Annotated in this window: 15 protein-coding genes and 1 riboswitch; of the genes, 5 read left to right on the forward strand and 10 right to left on the reverse strand. The window is 35.4% G+C overall.

Going from position 1 to position 18269, the window contains the following annotated elements:
- Positions 1 to 9 precede the first annotated feature (9 nt).
- The 4 genes from OA86_RS04065 (at position 10) to OA86_RS04080 (ending at position 3572) form a co-directional block, all read left to right on the forward strand.
- Positions 10 to 1245, forward strand: a complete 1236-nt coding sequence (locus OA86_RS04065; protein WP_039349261.1) for a 3-phosphoshikimate 1-carboxyvinyltransferase — start codon at positions 10 to 12, stop codon at positions 1243 to 1245.
- A gap of 3 nt (positions 1246 to 1248) precedes the next feature.
- Positions 1249 to 2037 carry an SDR family oxidoreductase gene (locus tag OA86_RS04070; protein WP_039349264.1) on the forward strand — a complete coding sequence of 263 codons (789 nt, stop codon included), beginning with the start codon at positions 1249 to 1251 and terminating at the stop codon, positions 2035 to 2037.
- A 106-nt stretch (positions 2038 to 2143) separates the two neighbouring features.
- A complete protein-coding gene (locus OA86_RS04075; protein ID WP_039349267.1) occupies positions 2144 to 2821 on the forward strand; it encodes a hypothetical protein in 678 nt (225 codons plus the stop codon).
- Positions 2822 to 2894: 73 nt separating this feature from the next.
- Entirely contained in the window at positions 2895 to 3572 is a 678-nt protein-coding gene (locus tag OA86_RS04080; RefSeq protein WP_039349270.1) for a hypothetical protein, read from the forward strand.
- Between the two features lie 69 nt (positions 3573 to 3641).
- On the opposite strand, the gene metF is transcribed toward OA86_RS04080, so the two are convergent.
- The 8 genes from metF to OA86_RS16100 form a co-directional block, all read right to left on the reverse strand.
- Positions 3642 to 4598, reverse strand: a complete 957-nt coding sequence (gene metF / locus OA86_RS04085; protein ID WP_039349273.1) for a methylenetetrahydrofolate reductase [NAD(P)H] — start codon at positions 4596 to 4598, stop codon at positions 3642 to 3644.
- Between the two features lie 292 nt (positions 4599 to 4890).
- Positions 4891 to 5214, reverse strand: coding sequence for a hypothetical protein (locus OA86_RS04090; RefSeq protein ID WP_052257376.1), 324 nt, complete (start codon positions 5212 to 5214; stop codon positions 4891 to 4893).
- 22 nt (positions 5215 to 5236) lie between these two features.
- Positions 5237 to 7897 carry a methionine synthase gene (gene metH / locus OA86_RS04095; RefSeq protein WP_052257377.1) on the reverse strand — a complete coding sequence of 887 codons (2661 nt, stop codon included), beginning with the start codon at positions 7895 to 7897 and terminating at the stop codon, positions 5237 to 5239.
- A 52-nt stretch (positions 7898 to 7949) separates the two neighbouring features.
- On the reverse strand, positions 7950 to 8402 hold the full coding sequence (gene tnpA / locus OA86_RS04100; protein WP_039349276.1) for an IS200/IS605 family transposase: 453 nt from the start codon (positions 8400 to 8402) through the stop codon (positions 7950 to 7952).
- A gap of 238 nt (positions 8403 to 8640) precedes the next feature.
- The gene (locus OA86_RS04110) at positions 8641 to 9651 is read right to left on the reverse strand and encodes a homocysteine S-methyltransferase family protein (RefSeq protein ID WP_039349283.1); all 1011 of its coding nucleotides are present in this window, start codon (positions 9649 to 9651) and stop codon (positions 8641 to 8643) included.
- A gap of 147 nt (positions 9652 to 9798) precedes the next feature.
- Positions 9799 to 10968: a trans-sulfuration enzyme family protein gene (locus OA86_RS04115; protein WP_039349287.1), complete on the reverse strand. Its 1170-nt coding sequence runs from the start codon at positions 10966 to 10968 to the stop codon at positions 9799 to 9801.
- 2 nt (positions 10969 to 10970) lie between these two features.
- Positions 10971 to 12509 (reverse strand): ACT domain-containing protein, encoded by a 1539-nt coding sequence (locus tag OA86_RS16095; RefSeq protein ID WP_039349290.1) that lies wholly within the window; start codon positions 12507 to 12509, stop codon positions 10971 to 10973.
- A complete protein-coding gene (locus OA86_RS16100; RefSeq protein WP_039349293.1) occupies positions 12499 to 13449 on the reverse strand; it encodes an alpha/beta fold hydrolase in 951 nt (316 codons plus the stop codon). Before OA86_RS16100 ends, OA86_RS16095 begins: the two co-directional genes overlap by 11 nt.
- Before the next feature lie 53 nt (positions 13450 to 13502).
- A riboswitch (SAM riboswitch) is annotated at positions 13503 to 13606 on the reverse strand.
- A 111-nt stretch (positions 13607 to 13717) separates the two neighbouring features.
- Between OA86_RS16100 and OA86_RS04130 the strand changes: the two genes are divergently transcribed.
- Positions 13718 to 16339 carry an MGH1-like glycoside hydrolase domain-containing protein gene (locus OA86_RS04130; RefSeq protein ID WP_039349295.1) on the forward strand — a complete coding sequence of 874 codons (2622 nt, stop codon included), beginning with the start codon at positions 13718 to 13720 and terminating at the stop codon, positions 16337 to 16339.
- 13 nt (positions 16340 to 16352) lie between these two features.
- On the opposite strand, the gene OA86_RS04135 is transcribed toward OA86_RS04130, so the two are convergent.
- Positions 16353 to 16781: an OsmC family protein gene (locus OA86_RS04135; protein WP_039349298.1), complete on the reverse strand. Its 429-nt coding sequence runs from the start codon at positions 16779 to 16781 to the stop codon at positions 16353 to 16355.
- A 151-nt stretch (positions 16782 to 16932) separates the two neighbouring features.
- Positions 16933 to 18255 carry a DUF58 domain-containing protein gene (locus OA86_RS04140; RefSeq protein ID WP_039349301.1) on the reverse strand — a complete coding sequence of 441 codons (1323 nt, stop codon included), beginning with the start codon at positions 18253 to 18255 and terminating at the stop codon, positions 16933 to 16935.
- Between the last annotated feature and the right edge of the window lie 14 nt (positions 18256 to 18269).

An 18269-nucleotide genomic window follows, 5' to 3' on the forward strand; every position in this document is an offset into this window, starting at 1 on the left:
AATTATTAAATGTTATTAGAAAAATCTAAATTAATAGGTAATAAAACCTTAGAAATAAGCGGTTCGAAAAGTATTTCGAATCGTTTGTTGATTTTGAATAAGTTGTTTGAAAATATAATTATTGAGAATCTATCCAATTCTGAGGATACTCAACTTTTACAAAATGCACTTGACAGTAATTCAGAAATTATCGACATTCATCACGCTGGAACTGCGATGCGATTTCTAACGTCATATTACGCTATTCAGGAAGGGAAAACGTTTATACTAACTGGTTCTGACCGAATGAAACAACGCCCGATTCAATATTTGGTTGATGCTTTGCGAGATTTAGGCGCTGATATTACGTATCTTGAAAATGAAGGATTTCCGCCTTTGAAAATAATGGGTAAAAAATTTGAAAAGAGTTCAGTGACGATTCCTGCGCATATTTCGAGTCAGTTTATTTCTTCACTGATGTTAATAGGTGCGAAATTAGAAAATGGTTTAGAAATAAATCTAGTAGGAAAAGTGACTTCAAAACCTTACCTCGAAATGACTTTGAAAATTTTGAGAACCATAGGGATTTCCTATCAATGGGAAGAAAATACCATTCAGATTTTTCCTGATATGCAGAATCCAATGAGAAGTTCTCAAATCATTCCGTTCGTGGTGGAAAGCGACTGGAGTTCTGCTTCTTATTTTTACTCGATTGCGGCGATCGCACGAGACACCATTAATTTGAGATATTTTAAACCCTACTCTTTGCAGGGCGATTCTATTTTACGAGAAATTTACTGGAAATATTTCGGAGTGAACACCATCTCAGAAGGTGCCGAATCCCGGATCTCACTTTTCCCGGAATATTATTTTAATTATCCCGAAAAGATTATTTTAGACATGAATGATTGTCCAGATATCGCGCAAACGATCTGTATTACGGCGACGGCGATGAATATTCCGTTTGAAATTACAGGCTTATCAACATTAAAAGTAAAAGAAACCGACCGACTTTTAGCTTTAAAAAACGAACTGTTTAAAATAGGATGCATTGCAGAAATCACCGATGATTCTATTACTTCACAGAAATTTTTTGAGGCAAATGAAAGCATTTCCATCGCAACTTACAACGATCACAGAATGGCGATGAGTTTCGCACCATTTTGCTTGATTAAAAGTTTAAACATTGAGAACGAAGATGTTGTCAAAAAATCATATCCTGATTTCTGGGAAGATTTTGACAATATCTTAGAAAAATTAGATTAAAAAATGACGATCATAATTACAGGAACTTCTACCGGAATAGGTTTTGCTTTGGCTGAATTTTTTGGAAAAAAAGGGCATCAGGTTTTTGGACTGAGCAGAAAACCCGCAGATTCTGAACATTTCAAAACCATTCTTACTGATATCACCGATAACAAACAAGTTCAAAACGCTATTTCTGAAATTTTAAAAACTGAAAAAAGAATCGATGTACTCATCAACAATGCCGGAATTGGAATGGTTGGAGCTGTAGAAGATTCTTCGCAGGAGGAAATTCTGAAATTATTTAATCTGAATCTGGTTGGTTCTGTACAAATGATGACTGCTGTTTTACCAAAAATGAGGGAACAGAAATCTGGGAAAATCATCAATATTTCTAGCATTGGTTCAGAAATGGGATTGCCTTTTCGAGGATTTTACTCAGCCTCAAAATCTGCTTTGGATAAAGTGACGGAAGCAATCCGCTACGAAGTTTCACCTAGGAATATTGAGATCTGCGCTTTACATTTGGGCGACATTAAGACAAATATTGCAGAAAATCGGGTGAAAACAAAAGTTTCTGAACCTTACAAAAAAACTTTTGAGAAAGTTTATAAATTGATGAATTCTCATGTCGATGAAGGCAGCGAACCTGAGGAAGTTGCAGCGTATATCGAAAGATTATTAGCTAAAAAAAACTGGAAAGTTCACTATTACTTTGGGAAATTCGGACAAAAAATTGCTGTACCTCTAAAATGGCTTTTGTCGCAAACTTTTTATGAAAAATTAATGAAGAAATACAATAACCTCAGCTAACTTCTGGTTAATTAAATCATCAAATACGATCATAATCGAATGTTAGTTAACATAATTTTTCGGTTTTCGCTTTAAACTGTATATTTACAAAAAAGAAATGCAAACTATGAAATCATTAGCAACAATAGCACTTTCCCTATTTACTGCAATTAGTATAAGTGCACAGGCAAATTATTTTAATGAAGCGGTCCGGTTTAATAAATTTATAGACCGTGTAAATGCTCCGAAAGGTTTAGCATTGGTGTATGCTGACATCGAGGGCAATGCTTATTTTGCAAAGAATTTCGTTTCTGCGAATATCGAAAACGCCACGAGTTTGATCAAAGCAAGATACAACACCTACACTGATACGGTAGAATTACAGAATAACGAAGATATTTTCGAGTTGCCTAAATCTCAAAAATACGGCCGAATTACTTTTATAAACCCGAGTGCTGTACTTGTTTATGTCACAACAGGCAATATTCCACAAGGATATTATTTCGAACTGGCAAAAGGGAAATATACTTTGCTAAAAAAACTGAAAGCTGAATTTCGTGAAGGTTCTCCTGCAGTAAATTCTTTCACTCCGGCAATTCTCCCAAGATTTGAGAATTTGAATCCTGTTTATTACATCAAAACAGATTCTGACGTGATCAAACTGACTAAAAATGTGAAAGATTTAACGACTGCAATGCCTGATAAAAAAGACGTAATTACAGATTTCGTGAAGAAAAACAAAATCAAATTTAATGAGGATTCGGATCTTACAAGACTGGTCAATTTTCTCAACACTTCTAATTAAAAAATTGAATCGTATTATTCGGACCTTTTAATTTAAAGGCGATCTTTTTAAAATTCAAAATGCTTATTACGCTATGAAAACAATTTTTAGTTCCATTTTTCTTCTATTTGTAATGGTAGGTTTACAAGCTCAACAAATCAGTTTGGGTGAAATTTCCAGAACCGCAAAGTTCGGTAAACTGATTGATGAAATAAATAATGGGGCGACTAAAATTAAATATTCTGACATCAAAGGAATTCCTTATTATTATCCAGAATTTATTAATGCACGGATCGGTGACACTACAACTTCCGCTCCTATTCGGTATAACAGTTTTTTAGATACCGTAGAAATCGTGAATAATGAGGATGTTTATCAGCTTCCAAAAGACAACTCTAATCCTTATTTTACTTTTTTAAGTACGAAAGAGAAATTAGTTTTTGTAAAAACAGACGATCTATATTCCGGCTATTTTTTTGAGTTATCTGACGGGAAATATCGAATTTTAAAGAAAGTTATAATCAAATATCAACCTGCAACTCCGGCTCCGAATTCTATGATTGCAGGAAGTTCAGCAGTTTTTATTCCGCAAAAACCTTTATATTTTATAAAAACAGAAAACGAGTTTTTTAAAATTAATAAAAGTGCGAAAGAGTTCGCAAATCATTTCCCAGACAAAGCAAAAGAAATTACCGATTTTATCGGTAAAAATAACATCAAGTTGAACAATGAGGAAGATCTAAAAAAGTTAGGAACCTTTTTGAATCAATAATTCAGAAAACATTAGTAAGCCACGCTTCAAGATTGAAACGTGGCTTTTTTTTTGTAAAAATTTCTCAGTTTAAAACAGTTCGGAAGCAATTTTTTTGATATTGTCGCTTTTTCCCATCGAATAGAAATGCAAAACTGGAACTCCAAAATCGAGTAATTGCCTGCACTGATTGATGGTCCATTCAATTCCGATCTGTTTTACAGCGGTATTATCTTTAGCTTTTTCTACGGCAGAAATTAAATCTTCCGGCAAATCTATTTTGAAAACTTTCGGTAACATCTGCAGATGACTCTTTGTAGCAATCGGCTTAATTCCTGGAATTATTGGAACGGTAATTCCAATCTCACGTGCTTGTTTCACAAATTCCATAAATTTTTTATTTTCAAAAAACATTTGAGTTACCACGTAGTCTGCGCCTGCATCAACTTTTTCCTTCAACCATTTTAAATCATAATTCATTGAGGGCGCTTCAATATGCTTCTCCGGATAACCCGCGACACCAATACAGAATTTATTATTTTCATCCAGAATATTTTCATCGTGCAAATATTTCCCGCGACCCAAATCATTCATTTGATGCACCAGATCCATCGCATTTTTATGTCCGCCAGAAGTTGGCTCAAAATATTGCTGTCCTTTCATTGCATCACCGCGCAACGCCATCACATTTTCGATTCCGAGATACATACAGTCAACCAAAAGATATTCCGTCTCTTCCTGCGTAAAACCACCACACAAAACGTGCGGAACCGTATCAACATTATATTTATGCTGAATTGCAGAACAAATCCCTAAAGTTCCGGGACGCATTCTCGTAATTTTTCGCTCCATCAAACCATTCCCTTTGTCCAGGTAAATATATTCTTCCCGAGAAGTCGTAACGTCAATGAAAGGTGGTTCAAATTCCATCAAAGGATCAATATTTTTATATAGATCTTCGATGCCAATTCCTTTTTGTGGCGGAACGACTTCGAGGGAGAATAAGGTTTTTCCGTTAGCGTTTTTTATATGTTCTGTGATCTTCATTGTTTATTTGTCAGTGTGGGATTATCGAAGCAATCTCACTTTAATTTTTAAATATTTATTTGGGCAGCGATTTCCGCCTTCCACTCCCGCTTTTTTGTTCCACTTCGTTTCATAAAAAGAGCTCCGTTCAAGTCGGGCTGCAGATTTTGCGTTTAATTAATCTTCCATTTGTTCAGAAGGTCTCAATCTCTCATTTTGATTGCGCCCTTTCAGGGCTTCACACCGGATTTTTATATTTTTACAATGGGCTTCACCCATTGCTGATGATTTCGCCACTTCGTGGCTCTGAGCATTATGTTTTTATTAAAATTTTATTATTTATCTGCAATATTTTTCCAGTTCCAATCAATTTCGGACCTTCGATAAATTTAAACTCTAATCCTTCGAATAATTTATTCTCAAAAATTTCCGGAAACAAAAGTGTTATTTCAGCTTTAACATTTTCTCCAGGACAAACCCAGTCTGTACCAATAAAAATTTGTCTTCCTGAAGTTGTACTTTCTTCAAAGTCAAACTTAATTTGAGGTCTATAACCTGATTTTGCAGGTGTCATTTGTCCACCTTTTTCTGTAGTGTTATATTTTAACATAGCTGTGAAATCAAAATCGTTTCTCATGATTTTATAATATGTAAAAGAATTATTCCGCTAAATTCGGACTCAGCCATTTTCTCGCGAATTCCAGATCAACTCCTTTTCTTTCGGCATAATCCTTCAATTGATCTTCTTTAATTTTTCCAACACCAAAATATTTCGCTTTGGGATTTCCAAAATAATATCCGGAAACTGCTGCAGTTGGAAACATGGCCAAACTTTCTGTCAATTCCAACTCGATATTTTCTTTAACTTTTAATAAATCCCAAATTGTTTTCTTTTCCAAGTGGTCTGGACATGCAGGATAACCAGGAGCAGGGCGAATTCCCAAATATTTCTCGGCGATCAAATCTTCATTTCCCAGATTTTCATTTTCATCGTAACCCCAAAATTCCGTTCGAACTTTATAATGTAAAAATTCTGCAAAGGCTTCTGCGAGACGATCTGCTAAAGCTTTCACGATAATTGCGTTGTAATCATCGCCATCATCATAATATTTTTGCGCTAACTCTTCCGTCCCAAATCCTGTTGTTACGGCAAAAGCACCCATATAATCTTGCTTTCCAAAAGTTTTTGGAGAAATAAAATCACTTAAAGCCAAATATTCTTTTCCCGCAGATTTCTTTAATTGTTGTCTTAAAGTATGAAATTTAGCAATCTCATTTTGCTCTTCATCGTAAATTATGATATCGTCTTCTTCATTCGCATTTGCAGGGAAAATTCCAAAAATCCCCTTCGCTGTAAACAATTTTTCATCTAAAATTTTAGCTAATAAAACTTTTGCTTCTTCAAATAATTCGGTCGCTTGTTCGCCAACAACCTCATCCGTTAAAATCTGCGGATATTTTCCATGTAATTCCCAGGCTCGGAAAAAAGGAGACCAATCCATAAAATCCAGCAATTCTCGTAAATCCTGATTTTCAATTACTTTAACTCCTAAAAATTTTGGTTTCGTAATGACTTCACTTTCCCAATCGATGGTGAAATTTTGTTTTCTGGCTTCATCAATCGTAACATAAACTTTTTCAATTTGACGATCTAAAAATTTCTGACGGAAATCTTCGTAGTCAATTTTCAGATCTGCTTTATATTTTTCGTGATTATGATCCAACAATTGAGAAACCACACCGACCGCTCTGGAAGCATCATTTACATGAACAACTGTATTTCCGTATTTTGGAAAAATTTTCACTGCGGTATGCGCTTTTGAAGTTGTTGCGCCACCAATTAATAATGGAAAATTCAAATTTTTTCTTTGCAATTCGTCTGCAACGTGTACCATTTCATCTAAACTCGGCGTAATCAATCCGCTTAAACCGATAACGTCAACATTGTGTTCAATCGCAGCAGCAATAATTTTATCCACTGGAACCATCACTCCCAAATCTATAATTTCATAATTATTACAACCCAAAACTACACTCACAATATTCTTTCCAATATCATGAACGTCGCCTTTTACTGTTGCCATTAATATCTTTCCATTCGGTTTTTGTTTCTCATCTTTTTCTGCCTCAATATAAGGTTGCAAATAAGCCACGGCTTTTTTCATTACTCGAGCCGATTTTACCACTTGGGGCAAAAACATTTTTCCGCTCCCGAATAAATCGCCAACAACGCCCATTCCTGTCATTAAATTAATTTCAATAACATCTAGTGGCCGTTTTGAAGTAGATCTTGCTTCTTCTACATCTTCAATTATAAACCGATCGGTACCTTTTACCAAAGCATGCGTAATTCTATTTTGTAAAGGTTCTTTTCGCCATTCCAATTCTTCTACGAATTCTTTTTTAGTCGATTTTACGCGTTCAGAATAATCCAAAAGTCTTTCAGTGGCGTCTTCTCGTCGATCAAGCATCACATCTTCTACCAATTCAAGCAATTCCTTTGGAATTTCATCATACACTTCCAACATGGTCGGATTCACGATTCCCATGTTCATTCCAGCTTTTATGGCGTGGTAAAGAAAAACGGAATGCATCGCTTCCCGAACATTATCATTTCCCCGAAACGAAAACGAAACATTAGAAACTCCGCCACTTACAGAAACATTGGGTAAATTTTCTCGAACCCATTTCGTGGCTTCTATGAAATCGATAGCGTTTCTTCGATGTTCGTCCATGCCAGTTGCGACAGGAAAAATATTCAAATCGAAAATTATATCTTCGGACGCAAATTTCACCTGATTGACTAAAATGTCATAAGATCTTTTGCAAATTTCTACTCTTCTATCAAAGTTATCGGCTTGACCATTTTTATCAAAAGCCATTACAATAACCGCCGCACCATATCTTTTTATTTTCTTCGCATGATTGATAAATTCTGCTTCACCTTCTTTTAAACTGATAGAATTCACCACACATTTTCCTTGAACAACTTGCAAGCCGGCTTCTAAAATTTCCCATTTTGAAGAATCGATCATAATTGGAATCCTGGAAATATCGGGTTCTGACGCAATTAAATTGAGAAATTTCACCATTGCAAATTTCCCATCCAGCAAACCATCATCAAAATTAATATCCAGAATTTGTGCACCGCCTTCCACTTGATTTCGTGCAATATCCAGGGCTTCAGAATAGTTGCCTTCTTTAATGAGCCGAAGGAATTTTTTGGAACCCGCCACATTGGTTCTTTCACCAATATTAATAAAATTGGATTCCGGCGTTATAATGAGCGGTTCGAGACCGGATAATTTTAAATATTTCATTTCTTTTCTAATTTTTTAAAAGCCACGAAGTGGCGCAATCCCATTCGCACTATCAATCCCAAATGTATCTTTCATCACATTTAATATCATATTTTTTTAAAAATGCCAAAAATTCTTCCTGAAAAGATTTCGTCTTATGATGCTCATCCTGGACCATAATATAATTTTTAACAATTTCAATTTCGCTAGGATTTACCGAAAATGCTCCATATCCATTTTGCCAATAAAAATTTTCAAACTCTTTTCCTTTAGTTTTAATCCATTTTGAAGAGTGCGACTTCACCTCTTCAATAAGTTTCATCAATGGAATTTTTTTGGATAATAAACATAAAATATGAACGTGATCTTTATATCCGCCAACTTGAATTGGATTGCATTCTAAATTTTTACAAATGCCTCCTAAATAATTAAACAGTTCTTCTTTGATTGAATTGGATATCAAAGAATTTCTATGTTTAGTGCTGAAAACCAGATGAACATATATTTTATTTAGGGATTGAGACATGTTTTGTGATTTTATTTTAAAATTTCATCGGTTAATTTTAATCGCGGTCTTTCAGACCTTAAATTATTTTTATATTTCTTTTTTCATTGGGCGGCGCTTTGCTTACCCAATGCTTTTGATTACGGTCTTTCAGACTTTTTTGGCAATTCTTTTTCATTATCATTTGGCAGCGTTTCGTTTATCTGATGCTTTTTGATAGCGCCACTTCGTGGATTTTTGATATTCAATTATAAATAATCTAAAAATTTACGCTGACTTTCCTTGGTTCATAATTTTTTACCAAATCCGCAATTGCTTGAATATGTGGGGGCGTAGTTCCACAACAACCTCCGATAATATTGATCAATCCTTTTTCTGCGTACTCTTTAATCTGCTCCGCCATAAATTCTGGACTTTCATCGTATTGTCCGAAAGCGTTTGGAAGTCCGGCATTTGGATAGGCAGAAATTAAGAAGTCCGAATTTTTGGATAAAGTTTCCAGATAAGGCGTCAATTGTTCCGCTCCTAAAGCGCAGTTTAAGCCGACGCTTAATAAATTGAGGTGCGAAACTGATATTAAAAATGCTTCTGCGGTTTGCCCGCTCAAAGTTCTTCCTGAAGCATCGGTGATTGTGCCGGAAACCATAATCGGGATTTCTATATTTCTTTCATCCTGAATTTCATCAATGGCGAACAGTGCAGCTTTTGCATTTAAGGTATCGAAGATTGTTTCAACTAATAAAATATCTGAACCGCCATCTAAAAGTGCTTCTGCTTGTTGTTTGTACGCAATTCGCAATTGATCAAAAGTGATTGCTCGAAATCCGGGATCATTAACATCCGGACTTAAACTTGCGGTTCTGTTTGTTGGCCCGATGGAACCTGCCACAAATCTTGGTTTTTCAGGATTTTTTGCAGTGAACTCATCACAAACTTTTCGGGCAATTTTTGCAGATTCGTAATTGAGTTCATACACCAACTCTTCCATGTGATAATCTGCCATTGCGATGGTTGTCCCGGAAAAAGTATTGGTTTCGATAATGTCTGCATCGGCTTCTAAATATTTTCGGTGAACTTCTTCAATTGCTTCTGGTTGCGTTAAGGAAAGCAGATCGTTGTTTCCTTTTAAAGAATGTTCCCAATCTTTGAAACGTTCGCCGCGGTAATCTTCTTCTGTGAAATTATAACGTTGAAGCATCGTTCCCATCGCTCCATCGAGGACGAGAATTCTTTCGTTTAATGCTTTATATAATTGTTTTGTGTTTTTCATTTTTTAAATTTTAACTGAAGTCTTCATTCTTAAAAACTACCTGCAGCCCGACTTGAACGGAGCTCTTTTTTTCTGGTGGTTGAGCGAAGTCGAAACTACCAGAAAAAAAAGCGGGAGTGGAAGGCGGAAATATCTGCCCAAAAAATTCTAATCTAAAGCTTGTTTTAAATCATTAATAATATCATCAATATATTCTAAACCGACAGAACAGCGCACCAACCCAGCCGTAATTCCGACTTGATTTCGCTCGGCTTCGGAAAGCTTGGAATGCGTTGTGGAAGCGGGATGCGTGACAATTGTGCGGGTGTCGCCGAGATTGGCGGAAAGGGAACACATTTTTATTTTATTGAGGAAATTTCGACCGGCTTCGATGCCGCCTTTTACTTCGAAAGCGACGATATTTCCACCGGCTTTCATTTGATTTTTGGCAGTTTCGTAATTGGGATGCGATTTTAAAAAAGGATATTTTACCAAAGAAACATTTGGATGGGTTTCTAAAAACTCAGCAACTTTTAAAGCATTTTCACAATGTTTATCGACACGAACGGCTAAAGTTTCTAGACTTTTACTCAAAACCCACGCGTTGAAAGGCGACATTGCAGGTCCAGTATTTCTGGCAAATAAATAAATTTCGCGGATCAAATCTTTTTTTCCAACGGTAACTCCGCCCAAAACTCGACCTTGACCATCAATTAATTTCGTGGCGGAATGAATGACCAAATCGGCGCCGAATTTTATCGGTTGTTGCAAATAAGGCGTTGCAAAACAATTATCTACGATGAAAATCACATTGTGCTTTTTTGCAAATTTCCCTAATAATTCTAAATCTAAAACTTCGATCGCGGGATTGGTCGGCGTTTCGATGTAAAGGATTTTGGTTGATGGTTTCAAATATTTTTCGAGATCGGTTTCGGAAGCTTCAAAATAAGTGGTTTCAATATTCCATTTTGGGAAATATTTCGTGAAAAGTGTATGCGTAGAACCGAAAACGGAACGGCAACTTAAAATATGATCGCCAGAATGTAGGAGTGCGCCAAATGTGGAAAAGATTGCAGCCATTCCTGTAGCAAAAGAATATCCATCTTCCGCACCTTCCAATTGAACCATTTTTGCGGTGAATTCATTCACATTTGGATTGGAAAATCGGCTGTAAATATTTTTCTGTTTTTCTTCGGCAAAACTTGCGCGCATATCTTCTGCATCCTGAAATACAAAACTTGAAGTGAGATAAAGTGGCGTAGAATGTTCATCGAAATGCGAACGTTCTGACTGGATTCGAACTGCTTGAGTTTCGAAATTTGAAAATTGATTTTCCATGATTATTTATTTTCTGAAAGTCTTAAAATATCTCCGAAAACTCCACGTGCAGTTACTTTTGCTCCGGCTCCGGCTCCCATAATCACGAGTGGATTTTCCCCGTAACTTTCAGTGTAGATTTCGAAAATTGAATCTGATCCTTTTAATTGTCCGAGTGCGGAATTGGCAGGAACAGAAATTAATTTCACATCGAGTTCGCCTTTTTCCTGCTGCAAATCGCCGTGTAAGTCTCCCACGAAACGCAAAACGTAACCTTCTTTTTGATTTCTTTTAACCTCTTCAAAATGTTCATCTAAAAGATTTAAACTTTCAAGAAATTGGTCTTTATTCAATTTTGAAAGGTCGTCCGCAATTAAATTTTCAATTTTAATATCGCTGAACTCATTGCTTAAATCGAGTTCGCGTGCTAAAATCAAAAGTTTTCGGGCGACATCATTTCCTGACAAGTCTTCGCGTGGATCCGGTTCTGTGAAACCTTTTTCCATCGCTTCTTTTAAAATGGTGGAAAACTTCTCTTCACTAACTGAAAAATTATTGAAGATATAACTGAGTGAACCTGAAAAAACACCTTTTATTCTGGTGATATTTTCTCCTGAAAGATGAAGCAATTTAATGGTATCAATTAAAGGCAAACCTGCTCCGACATTAGTTTCATAGAGGTATTTTTTATTTCTCTTGGCTAAAACATGTCGGAAATCGCGGTATTCTGAAATTGGTAGCGTGTTAAAAATCTTGTTGGAGGATACCAGATCGAAACCATTTTCTGCCAAGGCGGTATAATTTTTCACGAAATCTACACTGGCTGTATTATCGATGACGATTAAGTTTTCTAACTGATTTCTTTGAGAAAATTCAATCAGAGAATTCATATTGGTTTCTTCTTCCGCAACTAAAATATCATCTGACCAACTTTCATTAAAGCCTTCTTTATTAAAAGCCATTTTTCTTGAATTTGCAACAGCGATAATTTTCAAATCTAACTTTTTGCGGTTTCGGATTTCTACTGCATTATTGAGAACTTGATCGATTAAGGTAGAACCCACTTTTCCGTGACCGATTATGGCTAAATGAACGGTTTTCGGTCTGGCAAAAATTTCTGCCTCAATGATGTTTTTGGCTTTTTCATCTTGGGAAGATGTCACCACAATATTCATTTTACTTTCAGCAGCAACTTGATTTAAAATTAAAGGGAAAATATTATTTCGCGCTAATTCTGACAATATTTTAGTTGAATCTTTGGCAATAAATCCCATCACTGAAACATGATTAATGCTGTAGATCTGACTTACTTTACCAGATTTTCTTTTAGTTTCAAATTCATCGATCAAACAATTTACGGCTTTTTCAGAATCACTTTCGTTGACTAAAACTGAAATTCCATTTTCTGCAGCTTGTTGGGAAATTACGCCAACGCTGATTCTTGCATAAGTTAAAGCTTTAAAAATTCGACCGTCAATTCCAACTTCTCCCGAGAAATCTGTTCCTTCAAATTTGATGATGGATTTATGTTTTAAGATTTTTATTTCTGTTCTATTTTTCATAAAATATATTATTTAAGAGGTGGTTAAGTTGTTCGTATTCCATTAAAAAAGCGTCGTGACCATGTATGGATTTTACTTCGTGATAGAAAACATTTTGTTTATTCTTCTTTAAAAATTCACAGCAGTTTTTCATTTCAAATGCTGGAAAAAATAAATCGGAATCTACTGCGATGAAATGAATATTAGCAGTAATCTCTGGCAGCTTTTCTAAATCGGCATTAATGGATATCAGTAAATAATTCATCAATCGATAAGAACTTAAACTAAATCTTTCGCCTAAAGATTTTCCATGGAAATTGAGCCAGTCGTGCGATTTGAGAATTTGCTTTTCTGCATCAAACTCATTTCTGAAACGTTGATTTAAAGATGCCGGAGTTCGGTAACACAACATTGCATGCAGTCTTGCTTTTTGCAAAGGATCCTCTTTATGGTCTAAAAGAAATTGCTGAACTAAACATTGAGCATGAAGCCAGTCTGAAGTTTTAAAATCACAAGCAATCGGAATAAAATGATTTGCTAAATTAGTTTTAATTGCAAGCATTTCCCATGCGATTGCGCCACCAATAGAACCACCGATAAGAGTATGAAGTTTAGCGATATTGAGAAATTCGAGACCTTTTAGAAAAATATTGGCAATGTCTTTTGTCGTGAAAACATTTTCTTCCTCGATTAGATTTCCATCGAAACCATTTCCGGGAATATTAAAACAGACGACAGAATAAATATTGGTATCGATAATTTTGTTTTCACCAATCAGGGAATTCCACCAACCGCTTTCACCGGCAACATTTGAGTTTCCCGTTAAAGCATGATTGACCAAAATGATAGGTGCCGAATGCAAATCCGGTCCGAAAATTTGATATGACAAATTAATATCAAGGATTTTTCCTGATACTAAATTCTGATTTCTGAGTTTGATATGTTGTAGCGTATTTTCCAATTTTTATTAAAATTAAAATTGAAAATGCTACCTGAGAAGGGTAAAAAAAATTTCTGTTATCTTCACCCAAAATGGGTAAGAATGTAGCACCTTCTCCGTTTCCGAAGGGTTGCCAAGGTTTCATAGAGTCTTATCTCTCCACCTTTCTTGATAACATTTTCAATATGTATATGAACTAATCTGGTGCAAAGGAAGCAATTAAAATGATTACTCACAAACTTTTCAATTATTTTTATTCCTTAATTTTGCAGAAGAAATTTTAGGTAAAATGACAGAAAGAGAAAGAATGCTCGACAGCGACTGGAAAAAATGGGGTCCTTATGTGAGCAACAGGCAATGGGGAACGGTACGTGAAGATTATAGCCCAAACGGAAATGCTTGGGGCTACACGACTTACAACGAGGCAATCAGTAGAGCTTATCGGTGGAGTGAAGATGGAATCGCAGGAATCTGTGACTCTAAACAGCGACTGTGTTTCGCTTTTTCATTTTGGAACCGGAAAGATAAAATGATCAAGGAACGTTTCTTTGGATTAAGCAATTACGAGGGAAATCACGGCGAAGATTTAAAAGAGATCTTCTATTATTTAGATAATACACCCACTCATTCTTACATGAAAATGGTGTATAAATATCCAATCAGCGAATTTCCTTACGATGAATTAATTGCAGAAAATGGAAGAAGATCGAAACAGGATCCTGAGTATGAATTAGTTAATACCGGCATTTTTAATGATAATAATTATTTTGATATTTTCATTGAATACGCTAAAATCAATCATGACGATTTTCTCATCAGAGTAACTGTAATCAATCGGAGTAAAGAAAAAGCACCCTTAATAATTCTACCAACTATCTGGTTTAGAAATAACTGGAGTTGGGGCCATGGAAGTTACGAGCCACAACTAAAGTCTTCGGTTAACGGAATTATAGACATCGAACATGACTCAATTCCTTTGAAACGATTATACGCAAGAGACCAAAATACCACTTCTGTATTTTGTAATAATGAGACAAATCCGGATAAAATTCCAAATACTAATTCTTCTGCGAACTATTTTAAAGACGGGATTAATAATCTCCTCATTAATGAAGATGCAAACGCAATTAATCCTGAACAATTCGGAACTAAAGCAAGTTTCTTAATGGAGTCAGAAATTGAAGCGGGAGAAATCAAGATTTGTGATTTCCGCCTTAGTCCGCATGATATGGAAGATGCTTTTTATAACTTCGACGAGATCCTTAGTTTAAGAAAAGAGGAAGCCAACGAATTCTATAGTAACATTCAGACCGAGATCAAAGACGAAGAAGAAAAAAATGTGCAAAGACAAGCTTTTTCAGGATTATTATGGAACAAACAATTCTATCACTATAACGTTTCTAAATGGTTGAAGGGAGATTCGAAATATGAAAACCCAAGAGATTTTGATAATTACGTCCGAAATACGGAATGGGAACACATGCAGAATAAAGATATTATCTCGATGCCAGACAAGTGGGAATATCCGTGGTTTGCGACTTGGGATTTGGCTTTTCACTGCGTTCCTTATGCAATCCTGGATTCTGGTTTTGCGAAACAACAATTAAAATTATTAACGAAAGAATGGTATATTCATCCAAACGGCCAACTTCCTGCTTATGAGTGGGATTTCAGCGATGTGAATCCGCCCGTTCACGCTTGGTCTACTTTTCGAGTTTTTAAAATTGATCAAATGATTCATGGAAAACCCGACGTTCCTTTCCTGGAAAGTATTTTCCAGAAACTATTACTGAATTTCACCTGGTGGGTGAATAGAAAAGATAAAAATGGCAATAATGTTTTCGGTGGCGGATTTTTAGGATTGGATAATATCGGTGCTTTTGACCGAAGTATGGAATTTAAAAATGGTGATCATCTAGAACAAGCTGATGGAACAAGTTGGATGGCAATGTATGCATTGAATATGATGCGTATTTCGATGGAATTGTCACTTTACAATCCGATTTATGAAGACATGGCGATTAAATTTTTTGAACATTATTTATATATCGCTGAAGCAATGGACAATTTGGGTGAAACAAAAAATGGTCTCTGGAACGAAGAAGATGGTTTCTTCTACGATCTTTTACAATTGAATGATGGCGATTCTGTTTCTCTAAAATTGAGAAGTATCGTTGGATTAATTCCGATGTTTGCAGTAGAAGTTGTGGAACATGACCTCTTGCAAAAACTACCCAATTTTCGCAAAAGAATGGAATGGATTTTAAAAAACAAACCCGAACTCGCCAATTTAGTTTCCCATTGGGAAGTTGAAGGAAAGGGCGGAAAACATCTGATGAGCGTTCTGCGCAAAAGCCGTTTGACCAGAGTTTTAAACCGAATGGTAGATGAAAATGAATTTCTTTCCCCTTACGGAATCCGATCATTATCTAAAGTTTACGGAGAAAATCCGTTTACTTTTTCAGCCGAGGGAAAAGATTTCACCGTAAAATATACGCCGGCAGAAAGTGACAGCAGTATGTTTGGTGGAAATAGTAATTGGCGTGGACCTATCTGGTTTCCTATAAATTTCTTAATTGTTGAGAGTTTACAGCGTTTTCATTATTATTATGGCGACAATCTGCAAATTGAATATCCGGCAAATAGTGGTACACTGAGAAATCTCGATTTTGTTGCCACAGATTTAAGTCAACGGCTTTACTCTATTTTTAAGAAAGATGAAAACGGAAACCGTGCATTTAATGGTGGAAATGAATTCCTTAATCATAATGAATTCTTCAAAAATTATATTATGTTTTATGAATATTTCAATGGCGATACAGGCAAAGGAATCGGTGCATCTCATCAAACAGGTTGGACGGCGACGATTGCAAAACTCATTCAACCAAGAATGGGTTCTAGAGCACGGTAAAAATTCTTAAAATTTAAACTCCAACTTTCTCTCCATTCACAAAAACCCCGTAACTCACCGTTACATTAGGTTCTAAAGTTTTGGAAACCGAACAGTATTTTTCAAAGGAAAGTTCTGCTGCTTTCTGCGCTTTCTTTGGATCGATTTTTCCTTCCAAAAAGAATTTCACCATGATATTCTTGAAAGGTTTTGCTTCATCCATTTGAATTCTTTCGCCTTCCACTTCCGCAGAAAAACTGGTGAGTTCCTGTCTTTGTTTTTTCATGATCGAAACCATATCGATTCCACTGCAACCTGCGACTGCCATTAGAAGTGATTCCATGGGAGAAACTGCTTTCGTACCTTCAGATTGAGAAATATTATCTAAAAGAATTGTATTTCCTATTGAATTTTTACATTCAAATAAATAATCGTCGTTGATTCTGTTGAGGGTGATTTTCATAAGATTGGGTGATTTAACGCTATATCAAAACGCTGTCTATTTTTAAATTAGTAGTAAATTGAAAAAGATGAACTGGTTTACAATTCTACTTCTTATTTTGGTTATTTACAAGATTATAAGTTACGTAGCAGCAAAAAGGAAAGTGTTTTAATTATAAAATTCCTCTTGCCTTTATTTCTAAATACTTATTAATGACCTCGATATTCAGATTTTCGGGAAGGGTATAAATCGTATAAATTCCAAATTTTTTCAATTCCTGAATAATCAATTTCTTTTCGTACTCAAATTTCTCTGCGATGATTTCGTCATAAACTTCCTGAATACTTTCAGGATTGGTATTCATTACACTTTGCAACTCAGAGTTTTTAAAGAAGATGATAACTAATAAATGGTTTTTAGTAATTCCTCGAAGGTATTTCATCTGTCGGTTGACAGCATCTAAAGTTTCAAAATTTGTAAAAAGCAAAATCAAACTCCGTTGTCCAATATTGAATCTCACTTCCTGATACAATCTGCTAAAATCACTTTCGAAAAAATTGGTCTGAATATTATAAAGTGCTTGCGAAATTTTTTTCAGTTGACCTGATTTATTATCTGCAGCAACTTTATTTTCAGCCTTTTTCGAAAACGTCATCATTCCGGCGCGGTCATTTTTCTTCAGAATAATATGACTCAAAGCCATCGTCGCATTGATGGAATAATCGAGCAAACTCAACCCATTAAAAGGCATTTGCATCGTTCTGCCAATATCAATAAGCATAAAAATTCGCTGCGATTTTTCGTCCTGAAACTGATTCACCATCAACTGATTTCGCTTCGAAGTTGCTTTCCAGTTGATTGTTCTCATATCATCGCCGGGCACATATTCTTTGATTTGCTCAAACTCCATCGTATGTCCCAACTTCCGAATTTTTTTAATTCCGCCCAAAAGAAATTCATTTTGAAGCGCCATTAATTCATATTTCCTTAAATGAATAAACGAGGGATAACTCGGCACCAAAGCATCTTTTTGGAAGGTAAAACGTCTAGAAACAAATCCTAAAATGGATTGCGCAAAAACATTCAGATTTCCAAAACTGTATTCTCCACGTTCTTTCGGTTCTAAAATATATTCGAAAAGCACATTTTTCTTAGGTTTAATGATTCTTTCAATATTAAAATCCCTCTTTTGAAACTGAAAAGGAATTTCATCAATTACCTTCGCTTTAATTTGAAAAGAGTAATTATTTTTAAGATCAATTTTTATTGAATTTTGGTCGCCATTTGACAATTTTTCCGGTAAAATTCTTTGCGCCTGAACTCCATTTTTATGATTGAACAAAAGCAAGTAATCTACGATGAATGCTAGAAAAAATAAAATTAAAAATCCGTGCGCAACTCCCATTAAAACCGGAAAGAAAAAAGCCAGAACATAAGTAATTCCCACGCCGAAAAGCGTGAAGAAAAAACGGTTATTGAGATAAAGGTTTTTCAATTTTTATAATTTAA

Origin of the sequence: Kaistella jeonii, assembly GCF_000812865.1 — a bacterium.
Classification (GTDB): domain Bacteria; phylum Bacteroidota; class Bacteroidia; order Flavobacteriales; family Weeksellaceae; genus Kaistella; species Kaistella jeonii.

What these genes read in the sequence shown, in the direction of transcription:
- OA86_RS04110 (WP_039349283.1), bottom strand. Translation starts at nt 9,651, where the DNA reads ATGAAAAACACAAAACAATTATATAAAGCATTAAACGAAAGAATTCTC.
- OA86_RS04080 (WP_039349270.1), top strand. Translation starts at nt 2,895, where the DNA reads ATGAAAACAATTTTTAGTTCCATTTTTCTTCTATTTGTAATGGTAGGT.
- tnpA (WP_039349276.1), bottom strand. Translation starts at nt 8,402, where the DNA reads ATGTCTCAATCCCTAAATAAAATATATGTTCATCTGGTTTTCAGCACT.
- OA86_RS04090 (WP_052257376.1), bottom strand. Translation starts at nt 5,214, where the DNA reads ATGAGAAACGATTTTGATTTCACAGCTATGTTAAAATATAACACTACA.
- metH (WP_052257377.1), bottom strand. Translation starts at nt 7,897, where the DNA reads ATGAAATATTTAAAATTATCCGGTCTCGAACCGCTCATTATAACGCCG.
- metF (WP_039349273.1), bottom strand. Translation starts at nt 4,598, where the DNA reads ATGAAGATCACAGAACATATAAAAAACGCTAACGGAAAAACCTTATTC.
- OA86_RS04130 (WP_039349295.1), top strand. Translation starts at nt 13,718, where the DNA reads ATGACAGAAAGAGAAAGAATGCTCGACAGCGACTGGAAAAAATGGGGT.
- OA86_RS16095 (WP_039349290.1), bottom strand. Translation starts at nt 12,509, where the DNA reads ATGAAAAATAGAACAGAAATAAAAATCTTAAAACATAAATCCATCATC.
- OA86_RS04135 (WP_039349298.1), bottom strand. Translation starts at nt 16,781, where the DNA reads ATGAAAATCACCCTCAACAGAATCAACGACGATTATTTATTTGAATGT.
- OA86_RS04075 (WP_039349267.1), top strand. Translation starts at nt 2,144, where the DNA reads ATGAAATCATTAGCAACAATAGCACTTTCCCTATTTACTGCAATTAGT.
- OA86_RS04065 (WP_039349261.1), top strand. Translation starts at nt 10, where the DNA reads ATGTTATTAGAAAAATCTAAATTAATAGGTAATAAAACCTTAGAAATA.
- OA86_RS04115 (WP_039349287.1), bottom strand. Translation starts at nt 10,968, where the DNA reads ATGGAAAATCAATTTTCAAATTTCGAAACTCAAGCAGTTCGAATCCAG.
- OA86_RS04070 (WP_039349264.1), top strand. Translation starts at nt 1,249, where the DNA reads ATGACGATCATAATTACAGGAACTTCTACCGGAATAGGTTTTGCTTTG.